General features: G+C 72.0%; 13 protein-coding genes and 1 pseudogene. 5 read left to right on the plus strand and 9 right to left on the minus strand.

What is annotated here, in order from left to right:
* Window positions 1-62 precede the first annotated feature (62 nt).
* Window positions 63-152 (plus strand): annotated as a pseudogene (locus tag ASC70_RS25900) (hypothetical protein); the annotation flags it as partial.
* Window positions 146-1,258: an acyltransferase gene (locus ASC70_RS05140; protein WP_056047076.1), complete on the plus strand. Its 1,113-nt coding sequence runs from the start codon at window positions 146-148 to the stop codon at window positions 1,256-1,258. The pseudogene ASC70_RS25900 and the gene ASC70_RS05140, both read left to right, overlap by 7 nt.
* A 107-nt stretch (window positions 1,259-1,365) precedes the next feature.
* Here ASC70_RS05140 and ASC70_RS05145 read toward each other — a convergent pair whose 3' ends face one another.
* Window positions 1,366-2,070, minus strand: coding sequence for an HAD family hydrolase (locus tag ASC70_RS05145; protein ID WP_056047078.1), 705 nt, complete (start codon window positions 2,068-2,070; stop codon window positions 1,366-1,368).
* Between the two features lie 26 nt (window positions 2,071-2,096).
* Entirely contained in the window at window positions 2,097-2,426 is a 330-nt protein-coding gene (locus tag ASC70_RS05150) for a hypothetical protein (RefSeq protein ID WP_056047081.1), read from the minus strand.
* Window positions 2,427-2,678: 252 nt separating this feature from the next.
* Between ASC70_RS05150 and ASC70_RS05155 the strand changes: the two genes are divergently transcribed.
* Both ASC70_RS05155 and ASC70_RS05160 read left to right on the plus strand, forming a co-directional pair.
* A complete protein-coding gene (locus ASC70_RS05155; protein ID WP_056047084.1) occupies window positions 2,679-3,395 on the plus strand; it encodes a sugar transferase in 717 nt (238 codons plus the stop codon).
* On the plus strand, window positions 3,392-3,934 hold the full coding sequence (locus ASC70_RS05160; protein WP_056047086.1) for a GNAT family N-acetyltransferase: 543 nt from the start codon (window positions 3,392-3,394) through the stop codon (window positions 3,932-3,934). The genes ASC70_RS05155 and ASC70_RS05160 overlap by 4 nt, the downstream gene beginning before the upstream one ends.
* On the opposite strand, the gene ASC70_RS05165 is transcribed toward ASC70_RS05160, so the two are convergent.
* The 7 genes from ASC70_RS05165 to ASC70_RS05195 all read right to left on the minus strand — a co-directional run bounded on the left by ASC70_RS05165 (window position 3,915) and on the right by ASC70_RS05195 (window position 11,535).
* The gene (locus tag ASC70_RS05165; protein WP_056047089.1) at window positions 3,915-5,108 is read right to left on the minus strand and encodes a hypothetical protein; all 1,194 of its coding nucleotides are present in this window, start codon (window positions 5,106-5,108) and stop codon (window positions 3,915-3,917) included. The two genes, ASC70_RS05160 and ASC70_RS05165, sit on opposite strands and share 20 nt — an antisense overlap.
* A 1-nt stretch (window position 5,109) precedes the next feature.
* Window positions 5,110-7,287 (minus strand): polysaccharide biosynthesis tyrosine autokinase, encoded by a 2,178-nt coding sequence (locus tag ASC70_RS05170; protein ID WP_082539868.1) that lies wholly within the window; start codon window positions 7,285-7,287, stop codon window positions 5,110-5,112.
* Window positions 7,288-7,311: 24 nt separating this feature from the next.
* Window positions 7,312-8,028 carry a polysaccharide biosynthesis/export family protein gene (locus ASC70_RS05175; RefSeq protein WP_056047091.1) on the minus strand — a complete coding sequence of 239 codons (717 nt, stop codon included), beginning with the start codon at window positions 8,026-8,028 and terminating at the stop codon, window positions 7,312-7,314.
* Window positions 8,029-8,030: 2 nt separating this feature from the next.
* Window positions 8,031-9,362: a hypothetical protein gene (locus ASC70_RS05180; protein WP_056047094.1), complete on the minus strand. Its 1,332-nt coding sequence runs from the start codon at window positions 9,360-9,362 to the stop codon at window positions 8,031-8,033.
* Window positions 9,359-10,417: an amidohydrolase family protein gene (locus ASC70_RS05185; protein WP_056047097.1), complete on the minus strand. Its 1,059-nt coding sequence runs from the start codon at window positions 10,415-10,417 to the stop codon at window positions 9,359-9,361. The genes ASC70_RS05180 and ASC70_RS05185 overlap by 4 nt, the downstream gene beginning before the upstream one ends.
* Before the next feature lies 1 nt (window position 10,418).
* On the minus strand, window positions 10,419-11,144 hold the full coding sequence (locus ASC70_RS05190; RefSeq protein ID WP_082539867.1) for a class I SAM-dependent methyltransferase: 726 nt from the start codon (window positions 11,142-11,144) through the stop codon (window positions 10,419-10,421).
* A gap of 67 nt (window positions 11,145-11,211) precedes the next feature.
* On the minus strand, window positions 11,212-11,535 hold the full coding sequence (locus ASC70_RS05195; protein ID WP_056748866.1) for a cupredoxin domain-containing protein: 324 nt from the start codon (window positions 11,533-11,535) through the stop codon (window positions 11,212-11,214).
* A gap of 154 nt (window positions 11,536-11,689) precedes the next feature.
* On the opposite strand from ASC70_RS05195, the gene ASC70_RS05200 reads away from it, so the two are divergent.
* A complete protein-coding gene (locus tag ASC70_RS05200) occupies window positions 11,690-12,490 on the plus strand; it encodes a metallophosphoesterase family protein (RefSeq protein WP_235519255.1) in 801 nt (266 codons plus the stop codon).
* The last annotated feature ends 47 nt before the right edge of the window (window positions 12,491-12,537 follow it).

Consider the following 12,537-nt stretch of genomic DNA (forward strand, 5'->3'; position numbering starts at 1 on the left):
GCGGATACGCATCGAGACGGAGGGGGTCAGCGAAGCGGTCGTGCGTTCGCCACCTCACAGAGCCCCTCCACCGCCGTTCGGCGGTCCCCCTTCCCCAGAGGGGGAGGAGAGTGACCTCGCCGCCGCTTCATGCCACTCCTTCACCATGCTGAAGCTGCCGCCCCTGAAGCCCGACTCCGACCAGATGCTGCATCTGGACGCCCTGCGCATCGTGGGCGCGGTGATGATCGTGGTGTTCCACTTCAACCGGTTCATCAATCTGGACGGCCGCTGGCAGGCGGTGGATGACACGGTCAAGAGCTTCAGCCTGATCGTCGACCTGTTCTTCCTGATCTCCGGCTATGTGATGGCGGCGATCTATACCGGCCGGATCACCACCTTCGCCAAGTACCGCGACTTCCTGCAGAAGCGCGTGGCGCGGCTGGGGCCGCTGCACTGGGCGACGATGGCGGTGTTCGTGGCCATCGCCGCGCTCGGCTGGGCCGGCGTGCTGAACGAGCACGACCCGTCGCGCTACGACGTCGGCTGCATCGCCCAGAACGTGCTGTTCGTCCACGCCTGGGGAACGTGCAAGGCCCAGACCTGGAACTTCGTCAGCTGGGCGATCAGCGCCGAGATGGGCCTCTACATCGCCCTGCCCCTGATCTTCCGCCTCACCGCCCTGGGCCGCTGGGCCACGGCCGCCGCGGCGTTCGGGAGTCTCGCCCTGCTGCTGTGGATCTCGCGGACCGGCGAGCCCTTCTCGCAATGGACCTACGACTTCGGCGTCGCCCGCGCCGCGCCCGGCTTCCTGCTGGGTATGCTGGCCTTCCAGCTGAAGGGCGTGCTGGCCCGCCTGCCGTTCGCCCGGTTCGTGATGTGGGCCCTGCTGGCGGCGTTCTTCGTCGCCTCGTTCGCCGGAGCCTCGCGGACCAGCCTGCTGATCCTGGTCTACGCGATCGGGGTCGCCGGCGTGGCGGCCGACGCGGCCGGCGTCCAGGGCGGGGTCAGCGCCCGCCTGGCCCCGTGGGCGCAGCTGAGCTTCAGCCTCTACCTGCTGCACCCGATCGCGCTGAAGATCGCCCTGAACTGGGTCGGCCACGCCGCCTGGGGCCTGAACGGCGACACGATGCGGCTGTGGTGCCTGCTGTGGCTGATCCTGCTGATCCCGATCGCCTATCTGTCGCTGGTGGCGTTCGAGCGGCCGGCGCGGGATCTGTTGGCGGGGCTGGGGAAGGCGCGCAAGCCGAAGGCGCTGGGACCGTCGGTGGCGCCGTAAATTCCTCTGTCATCCCGGCCGCAGCGCAGCGAAGAGCCGGGACCGCAAGAAGCTCAGCGCTTCCGGCGGTCCCGGATCGGCCTTCGGCCGTCCGGGATGACAGGATTTTATGGTGTCGCGATCCCGTCCACCCACGCCGGCAGCTCGCCGATATTGGCCAACTCCACATAGCGCGCGTGCCCGACTGGGGCGTCGGCGGCTTCGTGCGACCAGACCAGCGGGTACGGGATCAGGGCGCCCCAGCAGCCCGCCTCGAGGGCCGGCAGGATGTCGGACTTCATCGAGTTGCCGGCCATCACCGCCTGCTCGGCCCCCGTGCCGTAGCGGTCGAACACCCGGCGGTAGGTGTCGGCGTCTTTCTCGGAGACGATCTCGACGGCGACGAAATAGTCGCCCAGGCCCGACGAGGCCAGCTTCTGCTCCTGGTGCAGCAGATCCCCCTTGGTGACCAGCACCAGGCGGTAACGCTTGGACAGCTCGGCCAGGGCGTGCTCGACGCCGGGCAGCGGCTCGATCGGCTCGGTCAGCATCTGGCGGCCGACGGCCAGGATTTCGCGGATCACCCGGGTGTCGACCGCGCCATCGGTGACCTCCAGCGCCGTCTCGATCATCGACAGGGTGAAGCCCTTGGCCCCGTAGCCATAGACCCGCAGGTTGCGCTTCTCGACGGCCAGCAGCTGGGCTTCGATCTTCTCCGGATCGCCGTGCTCGGACAGCAGGTCCAGGAAGCGGGCGTGCGACAGGCGGAACAGGCTCTCGCAGTGCCAGAGGGTGTCGTCGGCGTCGATCCCGACGGTGGTGATCGTACTCATGGGTCCTTGGTCTTCAGCGAGAGGCGTCAGGCTCCGGTCTCGTCCACGACGATGGCGACGGTCTTGCCGCGCGACAGCGGCTCCCATCCGGCGGCGATGGCCGAGGTGATGGCCTTGGCGACCAGGGCCGGGGCGATGTGGGCGGGCTTCAGCATCGGCGCGCCGTAGCGGGGCTGCGGGCCGGGCGGAAACTCGACGACGGCCTCGCGCTTGCCCTCGGCGTGGCGCACGGCGATGGCCATGCCGTGCCGCTCGGGACCGTCGTTGGACCAGCCGGGCTGGCGATGCAGCCGCCAGAAATACGGTTCGCCGTCGACCTCGATTTCGATCTCGGAGCTGTTGTTGGTTCGCGCCATGCACGCAGTTAGCCCGACGCGCGCGTCCAGGCCACCCCCCAGCACGAAGAAGTCGGCCGCCTTTTTGAACGCGGCGCCGCCGTCGGCGCACTCATCGAAGGCGGCAGCGTTCCAGTCGTCAGCCAGGCGCCGCTCGCACGGTCATCACGACGTCGGTCCCCCAAAACGCCGTCGCGACATCGCCCCCGATGCGGCGGCGCCTGGCTTCCGCCCCGCGCAACGACAAGCCCGCGCAACGACAAGGGAGCCTCGATGGCCAAGCGACTCTTCGACGTCCTGCTGTCCCTGGCGATGCTGATCCTGGCCGCGCCGGTCCTGGCGCTGGCCATGACCCTGATCTGGGCCCAGGACCGGCGGTCGCCGCTGTTCATGGGCGTGCGCGTCGGGCGCGACGGCCGCGACTTTCGCATGGCCAAGCTGCGCTCGATGACCGCGGACTCCGAGTTCAAGGGCGCGGCCTCGACCACCCAGTCCGACAGCCGCATCACCCCGCTGGGCCACGTCCTGCGGCGCTGGAAGCTGGACGAGCTGCCCCAGTTCTGGAACGTGCTGCGCGGCGAGATGAGCATCGTCGGGCCGCGCCCCAACACCCGGCGCGGCGGGGTGGACAACTACACCGCGCGCGAAATGCGCCTGCTGAGCGTGCGCCCCGGCATCACCGACCTGGCCTCGATCCTGTTCGCCGACGAGGCCGAGATCCTGGACGGCGCGGCCGACCCCGACGCCCTGTATGACGAGGTCATCCGGCCGTGGAAGAGCCGCCTGGGTTTGCTCTATGTCGAGCGGCGGACCTTCTGGATCGACCTGCGGATCGTCGGGCTGACGGCGCTGGGCGCGCTGTCGCACGCCGCGGCGCTGGAAGGCGTCGACGCCATCCTGGAAGAATTGGCGGCCAGCGACGAACTGCGGCTGGTCTGCCGGCGAGGCGCGCCCCTGCCCCGCGCCGAGCCGCCCGGCTACGCGGCTTGATCCTGCGCTTCTACCGTCGGACAGGCGGGGCGGGGTCCGCGCCGTCCCTGCCGCCATCGTTCTCGTCGCGTGTCTGGTCGCCCGGCCGGGATGGCGCGCCGCCGTCCGGCTCGCGCCGTCTCGGCAACTGGGTCTGGTGGGCGTTCGAGCGCCTGGCGCTGTTCAGCCGGCCCGGATTCCTGGAACTGACGCTCTGGCGCGAGGACCGCCTGGCGCACCGGCTGATCGTGACCCCGCGCTGGTTTCGCTTCCCGTTCATGGGCGCGGCCGACCTGCAGGTCGGCGACGTCTGGACACGCCCGGAGCTTCGCGGCCAGGGCCTGGCGACCCTGGCCCTGGCGACGGTCCAAGCCCTGACCGATCCGGACGATCGCCTGTGGTACGTGGTCGAGGACGACAACGCCGCCTCCATCCGCCTGGCCGAGGCGGCCGGCTACCGGCTGGTCGGCGCGGGTCGCCGCACGCGGCCCCTCGGCTTGGCGGCGTTTGGCCGGTTCGTGCTCGCCCCGCTTGAGACGGTCATCGCCGGACGAGGCTGACCGAAGCCACCGCTCCGGCCTGGGTCGCGGCGTCGGCGCGGCGCAGGTGCAGCGCCAGCCACTGGCCGGAGCAGCCGGCGGGAACCGTGACCTCGCCGCTGACCTCGCCGCCCGACCGGTCGGCCTGGTCCAGCTGAAGAAGCTGGCGTCCGCCCGCCTCGCCGCAGGTCAGGGTCCAGAACGGGATGGCCGCGTGGTCGGTCGCGGCGGTGCGGATCGACAGGCGGTAGTCGCCGGGCGGCAGGGTCAGCAGCTGGACCGCCGCCACCCCACCGGCGCCGCCCAGCGCCTGATAGGTCAGGGCCGGCCGGCCGCCGACCACGCCACGGGTCGCCTCCAGCTCGCCGCTCTCGGTCAGCCGCCAGCCGAACGGCGCGGTCAGTTCGGGGCGCGAGAAGGTCGGGTCGGCCAGCAGCGCGTCCGCCTCGGCGCGGGCCAGCGGCTGGAAGGCGTCCCGTACGCGACGGGCCTCCCCGAAGTCGCCCTGGGCGACCAGCTGCCCAATCAGCGCTCGATCGGCGCCCGCGCGGCGCACCATCGCCCGGTCGCGGACCGCCAGCACCAGGTCCGTCACCCCCGGCGGCGCGCCGCGCTCGGCCACCGCGTAGTGCAGGAACATCGCCCGCCAGTCGCTGGGCCGGTCCAGCAGCCGGGCGATCGGCGGGACGAGGTCGGGATCGGAAAGAGCGCTCGTCAGCACCGGGAACAGGATCGGCGGGGCCGCCGACGAGGTCCGCAGCGCGATGTCGAAGTCCCGCAGCGCCCCGTCGACGTCGCCGCGCTCCACCGCCTGCTGGATCAGCCAGACCCGCGTGCCCAGGCTGCGGCGGCTGATGCGGTCGGACAGGGCGAACAGCGCCGCGGCCCGGCCCTTGTCGCCCGAGGCCTCGGCGTCCAGGGCCCGCAGCTCGACGGCGGGCGGCAGGGTGGCGTCGCGGGCCAGGGCGCGGCGGACCAGGTTCCGCACGGCCGGATCCGTAGCCGGGGCGCCGGCGTCGACCTTGGCGCGGGCGGCCTGGACGGCCAGCCGGGCGTCGGATGGCGCGAGCGCGGCGGCGCGGGCGGGATCGCTTCGACCCCATTCGGTCGCCACTCCGTCGCGGATCGCCAGCGCCAAGCCCGCCGCCACGCCCAGGCCGATCACCGTCCGCGCCGCGACGACCCCGGCCCTCATCTCAGCGCCCGTAGTCGTAGTCGAAGCCATAGCCGTAATCGAAGCCGTAGCCGGCCTTCTTGGCCTCGAACTTGGTCAGCACCGCGCCCAGGATGTGGGCCTGCGAGGCGCGCAGGCGCGACAGCGCCGCCCGCACCGTGCCGGCCGGGACCGAACGAGCCTCGACCGCATAGACCACGCCGTCGACCGCGGCGGCGACCAGCGGCGCGTCGGCCAGGCCGATCACCGGCGGCGAGTCGACGATCACGTGGTCGAAGCGCTCCTTCAGCCGCTTGACCAGCAGCGCCAGGCGGTCGCCCATCAACAGGTCGCCGGCGTTCGGCGGCGGCGGTCCGGCGGTCATCACCCACAGCCCCTCGTGCTCGGTCGCGTGCAGGACGCTGTCGAGGTCCTCGGCTCCCGACAGGAAGTTGCTGACGCCCAGGCCGTTCTTGAGCCCGAAGGCCGAGTGGACCGACGGCGAGCGCAGGTCGGCGTCGACCAGCACCACCTTGCGGCGGGCGCGGGCCAGGGACTGGGCCAGGGCGACCGTCGTCGTCGACTTGCCCTCGCGCGGCCGGGTGCTGATCACGGCCAGCGAGCGCGGCGCGCCCTTGGCCGTCGACAGCTCCAGATTGGCGTGCACCGACAGATAGGCCTCGACCAGCTTCGAGCGCGGGTCACGCAGGGCCATCAGCGGGTCCTCGACCTGCACCTTGGGCGCGACGCCCAGCAGCGGCAGGCCCAGCTTTTCCTCGAGGTCGGCCGGGTCGACGATGCCCTCGTCGATCTGCTCGAGGCCAGCCGCGACCAGAGCCGCGGCCAGGCCGCCGGCCATCATCGCCAGCACCAGATTGACCAGCAGCTTGGGCGAGGCCGGGCGGTCCGGCAGCCGGGCCGGATCGACGATGGCGACGTTGTTGTTCTCGGCCCCGCCGGCGACGCCGATCTCCTTGTAGCGCTGCAGCAGCGCGTTATAGAGCTCGCGGTTGGTGTCGGCGTCGCGCTGGTAGATGTTGTACTGGATGCTGCGGCGGCGCAGGTCGGCCAGGCCGTCCTTCAGGCCCTCGACCCGAGCGGTCAGGGCCCGTTCGCGGGTCTGGCTGGAGTCGTAGGCCTGCTGCAGCGACACCCGCACCCGGCCCTCTTCCTGGCCGATCGCCGCGTCCAGCGCCTGGATCTGCGAGGCCAGCGCCTTGGCCTGCGGATAGTCGGGGCGGAACTGGACCATCAGCTTGGCGTATTCGGCGGCCGCGTCGGCCCGCCTCTGGCGCATCGAGGCGATGGCGTCGTTGCCCAGCGCGATGCTGCTGGCGTCCGGCCGCTTGATCTCGTTCAGCCGGCTCTCGGCGACGATGCGCTCGGCGGTCGCCACTTCCAGGGCCGAGTTCAGGGCGATCAGGTCGTCGGTCAGCAGCGAGCGGCCGCCGACCGCCGCGCCGCTGGTGCTGGCGTCGACCGAGGACGGCAGGTTGATGATCCCCTGCTGGACGGCGTAGGCCACCACCTGGCGCTCGGACATCTCCAGCTTCTCGCGAAGCTGTTCGATGCGGCCTTCCAGGAACTTGCGGGCATAGCCGGACGCCTCGAAACGGCGTTCCAGATTGCTGGCGATGAAGTCCTCGCCCCAGGCCTGGGCGATCCTCTGGGACAGCGCCGGGTCCGGCGTCACGGCCCGCACGTCGACCAGGCTGGAGCCGCGCACCGGCGCGACGCCCACGTGCTGCAGCAGGATCTTGCCGGCGATCTCGGTGCGCTTGGCCCGCGTCGCGGGATCGGCCTTGCCGCCCTCGAACAGGTCGCGGCGGCCGAACAGCTTGAAGAAGGCCGGATCGTCGACGACGCCCAGATCGCGCGCCACGCGCTCGGCCAGCAGCTGGGTGCGCAGCAGGCCGTACTGGGTCTGGTAGAATTCCTGGTCGCCGATGCTGGTGTCGCGCTCGACGCTGTCGATCTTCACGACCCGCGCCGTCTCGCGCGAGATTTCCAGCCGCGCCGCCGAGGCGTACTGGCGCGGTATGACCAGGGTCAGGGCCACGCCGGCCAAGGCCCCGGCCGCGACCCCGCCCAGCAGCACCCAGCGCCAGCGCGTGGCGGCGCGCAGCAGCCGGCGTAGCGGCGGCGTGGCGGCCCGGCCGATGCCGTCGGGCGCGACCCTGTCCGTGAAGAGCGAAACGTCCCCGGAGGCGAGTCCGAGCATTTGGGGTGAGACCCGTTCCATGCGTCAGAATCTTTCCAAGGCGAGAATGAGCGGCGTGGTCAGCAGGGGGGTGATCTGCAGGAACTGCTGGAAGTGTCGGCGGGCCACGGAGTCGCCGACGATGATCACGTCGTTGGCGTAGATCTTGGGGTCGGCGTACAGCCCGCGGCGGATGGCGCCGAGGTTGTAGAGCGCCGCCAGCGACTGGCCGTCGACCATGCGGAACACCACCACGTCCTCGAGGCGGGCGAACTCGCCGGTCCCCTTGGCGGTGGCCACCGCGCGCATCAGCGACATGTTGCCGACCACCGGATAGCTGCCCGGCTGGGTCACCTGGCCGTCGACGGTGAACACCTGGCTGGTGGTCTCCTCCAGGTTCACGGTCACCTGCGGGTCGCGCATGAACCGGGCGCCCAGCTTGCCGGAGATGATCGTCGCCAGCTCGGACGGGGTCTTGCCCGAGGCGTCGACCTCGCCGATCAGCGGCATCGACAGCCGCGCCGCCGCGTCGGTCTGGAACTTGCCCGAGAGGTCCTCGACCCCGAAGACGACGATCGACAGCTTGTCCAGCGGACCGATGCGATAGGCCGTGGTGGCGGCGACCAGGTCGGCGCCGCTGGGCGGCGGCAGCTCGGTCCGCTGGGCCACGGTCATGGGGCCTTTCAGCTCGCCCAGGCGCGGCTGCTCGGCGCAGGCGCTCAGCAGCAGCGCGCCGCCCAGCAGGAAGAAACGACGGCGCATTCTCAGAACCGCATGCGCAGGGAGGCCTGGAACACGGTCTGTCCCTCGAACGGCGAGGTCAGGCCGCCCAGGGTGACGCGGGTCCCGCGGCTGGAGCGGACGTTCAAGGCTTCGAACAGGGCCGTCGTCCGGGCGTTGATCGGCACGCGGGCCGCGGCCGTCAGCGACCAGCCGTCCTCGCTGTTGTTCCGGGGCATTTCACTGCCGCGCTCGTCGGTCGAGAAAGCCTCGGCCCGGCCGGTGACGGCGACGTCGCCGAACATCTGGGTGACCAGGACGTAGGCCGACTGGAACTTGGTGTGCACCCAGCGCTGGCCGGCGGTCTCGAAGCCCATGATGGTCGAGCCGGTCATGCCCTGGGCCAGCAGGCGGGTGTTGGGCCCGAGGTCGGCGTTGAAGCCGACGTTCCAGAAGCGCGTGCGCCAGCCCCATTGGCCCGCCGTCGTGAAGGCCTCCGGGTCGCCCTTGTTGTCGTAGTAGAACACCGACGCGCCCCAGGGCTGCGGCGGCCGCCAGTCGAGACGGCCGTAGAAGCCGACATTGTGGTCGATCTCGGCCGTCGACTTGGTGCGGTCCTCCTGCAGGTGGACGATGAAGTTGTTCAACGGCGGCAGCTTGAAATAGCCCTTGGCCGTGGCCTTCTCGTCGTGCAGGGCCCAGCCCCGGAACGACAGCAGCGTGCCCGACGTGTCGTTGTAGCCGAACAGGCCGACGGTGGCGGTCAGCTCGCTCTGGCCGACGGCGGCGTGGACCGTGCCCTCCCCGCCCAGCACCTTGACCTCCTCGCCGACCCAGGCGTTGATCGTCGAGGGCGTGATGGTGTTGACGACGCTCCAGGCGCCGCCCGTCGAGTGCTCCAGCGAGATCTCCGGCCACATCAGGCCGGCGCGGGCCGAGACGCCGACCGCGCCCTTGCGTTCGGGCAGGTAGTTCACGAACGCCTCGATCAGGTCGACGCTTTCCTCGTGGTCCTTCTGGTAGGCCACCGAGACGTTGGCGCTCAGCGCCGAGGTGAAGCGCGGCGTCCAGATCAGGTCGGCCTCGACGGGGACGAGCCGCGCCTTGAAGCCGCCGTCGTCCGCGCCCTGGAACCGGGTCTTGCCGAAGCCGCCGTCGACATAGGACTTGGCGCCATTGGCGACCACCAGCCGGGCGTCGACCAGCACCGACAGGGTGTCCTTCGAGAAGATGTCGGTCTGGGAGCCGCTCGGCGCGGGCGGCGGCGGCGCCTCCTGGGCCAGGGCGGGCGCGGCGGCCAGGCCGCACAGGGCGGCGGCCAGGGCGGCGACGCTGGCCCCGGCTCGGCGGGGCGCGGACGTGAATCCGTGGATCATGGGAACGACCTCATAAGGGGTGGCGCGGGGACCGGACCGTTCACCCAGCGGGCGATCGGACCGATCCGGGTTTGTCGCGGCGCGGCGGCGAAGGGGTTCAGGCGAGGGGCGAGATCGGGATGGGCCAGGCGGACGACGCCGCCGACCACGACCAGCAGCACGTCGCCGGCCTCGGCCTCCAGCAGCGGCCGGGCCAGCACGACCAGGTCGGCCGGCGCGCCGGGCTCCAGGCCGACCGTCGGCAGGCCCAGGCGCCGCGCGGCGGTCGCGCCGACGGCGCTTTCCAGGCGCGCGTCGTCCAGCAGGCCCAGGCCGCGGGCCCGGCGCAGCTCGTCCAGCAGGTCGCCCGCCCCGGTCAGCAGCGAGTCGCTGCCCAGCAGCACGTCGCCGGCGTCCAGCAGCTCGGCGGGCGCGGTGCGGCCGAACAGGAAGAGGTTCGAGGTCGGACACCACACCAGGGCCGCGCCGGACTCGCCGAAGCGCTCGGCCCCGGCGCGGTCGACGCCGACGCCGTGGACGGCCAGCAGGCGCTCGGTCAGCAAGCCCCGCGCGTCCAAGGCCCAGACCTCGGCGGCGGCGGCGGCGTCGACGCCCTCCGCCACGTGCAGCCCGTAGGGCGCGGCGGCGTCGAGCCCGTTCAGCGTCGGCGTCATGCCCAGCGAGTCGGCGTTGGCGACGCGCGGCGTGCGGATCGGGAAGTCCGCCTCGAAGTCGGCCTCCCAGGCGTCGTGATGGACGACCGTGGTGACGCCGGCCGCCAGGTTCTTCCAGGCCCCGGCCAGCAGGGCATCGCGTCGCGAGGTCGCACGCCGGGCGGCGATGTGGTCGGCGTCGCGCGCCTGGATGTCGCGCGCCCAGTCGTAGGCGTTGGCGTAGGGCGGGCGGCCCAGCCGGCCGTAGTGGTTGCGGTGCAGGTGGTCGTGGGCGTTGACCAGGCCCGGCCGCGCCTCGGCGTCCGGGAACTCCAGCACCAGGTCGAACGCCCCCTCGGGCTCGACGAAGCGCTCGCCCTCCATAGCGACGACGGCGTTGCGGGCGACGACCAGCAGGCGCATCTCAGGCGCCGCGCTCGAAGGCCAGGGCCAGCACGACGGGCAAGCCCAGGTCGCGCTGATAGAGGTCCAGCTTGCCGGCGTCGGCGTAGAACGGCCGCGCGCCTTCGCCGATCCGGGCCTCGCGCCGCGCCGCCAGGGTCAGGCCGGCCGCGCGGGCGGCGGCCAGGTGGCCCTCGATCCCGTGATCGTAGTGTTCCAGCGCGTGCACCCCCGCCGCGTCGCGGAAGGTGCGGCGATGACCGGCGGCGGCGGCGGCCGGATGGAAGTCGGTGACGATGATCGTCGCGCCGGCGTCGGCGACCCGGGCCAGCTCGCCATAGGCCCGGCCGCATTCGGGCAGGTGGCCCAGCACCAGCCGGCACCAGACGATGTCGAAGGCGCGGTCGGGCAGCGGCAGGTCGCGCACGTCGCCGACCAGGGTCCGCAGGCCGGGGCGATGGACGTCCAGGCCGACGCCGGCCGCCAGCATCTCGGGGCTGAGGTCGACGCCGACCGCCAGCGCCGCCCCCGCCTCGACCAGGCGCCGGCCCGTGCCGCAGCCGGCGTCCAGCAGCCGCTTGCCGGCCAGGGGCGGAGTCAGGGCCGAGACGAGGTCGGTGTCGAGATGCGAGATGGCCGTCTCGGCGGCATAGGTCGGCGCCCAGCGGCGATAGCCCTCGCGGACGTCGAGCACGGGCTCACGCGCCGACGGCGGCTGCACTGCATCCAAGGAGCGAGAAGGGGCCACGGCGCCGTCCGAATTGAACTTGCGGATGTGTTCCCGGACGGCCTCGGGAAGTTCAAAAAGACGGCGGCTACTGGGGCGCGACCGTCAGGGTTCCGCGCATCATCGTGTGGTAGGTGCAGAAGAACGGGAACACGCCGGCCTTGCGCAGCGGCATCTTCACGGTCTGGCCGGGGGCGACCCGCAGGTCGAAGCTGTGGTCGCGCGCCGTCACCGTGTGCGGGACGCTGTCGCGATTGATCCAGGTGACCGTGTCGCCGACCTTCAGGCCGGACGGGATCTTGCCGTAGCTCATGCTGGACATGACGACGGTGGGCTCGGCGGCCTGGGCCATCGCCCCTTGCGCGGTGACCAGGGTCGCGGTCAGGGCCAGCATCGAGGCGAGTGTCTTCACGGGGCGATCCTCCATTCGGGTTGCCGATGAATGCCGCCTGGGGCGCGGAAGGTTTAAGGCGGAGCTCGAAATCCGGCGCGCGGGGCCTGAACCCCAGCTCGCCGATCCGGCACTGATGCTCGCCGACCGTCGGCGCCCGCAGCCTGGACCTTGGATGAAACTGCAGCTTGGCCGACCGCGTCGGATGGCGCGCAAGACCCCGGCCCGCGTTCCCGACGGCCTGGCGCTCTACGCCATCGGCGACGTCCACGGCCGGGCCGACCTTCTGGCCCCGCTGCTGGACGCCCTGCTGGAGGACGCCGCCGGCGTGGAGCGGGCGGTGATCGTCGGCCTGGGCGACTATGTGGACCGGGGGCCGGACTCGCGCGGCGTCGTCGACCTGATGCTGGGCCTGGCCAACGAGCCGGCGATCGAGCTGCGCTGCCTGCGCGGCAACCACGACCAGGCCCTCGTCGACTTCCTGGCCGACGCCGAGCTGGGACCATCGTGGGCCCGGCACGGCGGGCGCGAGACCCTGGCCTCGTACGGAACGCCGGCCCCGGACGATCCGCGCGACATGCGGGCCTGGCGCGACACGCGCGAGGCCTTCGCCGCCGCCCTGCCCGACGCCCATCGCGACTTCTTCGCGGACCTGGCCTTGTCCTACGCCCGCGGCGACTACCTGTTCGTCCACGCCGGCGTGCGCCCCGGCGTCGCGCTGGACGCCCAGGCGGCGCGCGACCTGCTGTGGATCCGCGAGCCGTTCCTGACCTGCGTCCGCCCGCTGGAGAAGCTGGTCGTGCACGGCCACACCCCGTCGCCCCGCGTGCACGCCGACCACCGCCGCATCGGCCTGGACACCGAGGCCCACGCCTCGGGCGTGCTCAGCGCTTGCCGGCTGGAGGGGACCGAGCGAAGGGTCATCCAGGCGGTCGCCGGCCCCGGCGGCGTCGAAATCCGTCTGGACGCGGCGTGAACCGGCTATTGTCGATTGTCCGCTAAACCTTTCGCCGTCCCACGGGC

This window comes from Caulobacter sp. Root343, assembly GCF_001425745.1.
GTDB lineage: Bacteria > Pseudomonadota > Alphaproteobacteria > Caulobacterales > Caulobacteraceae > Caulobacter.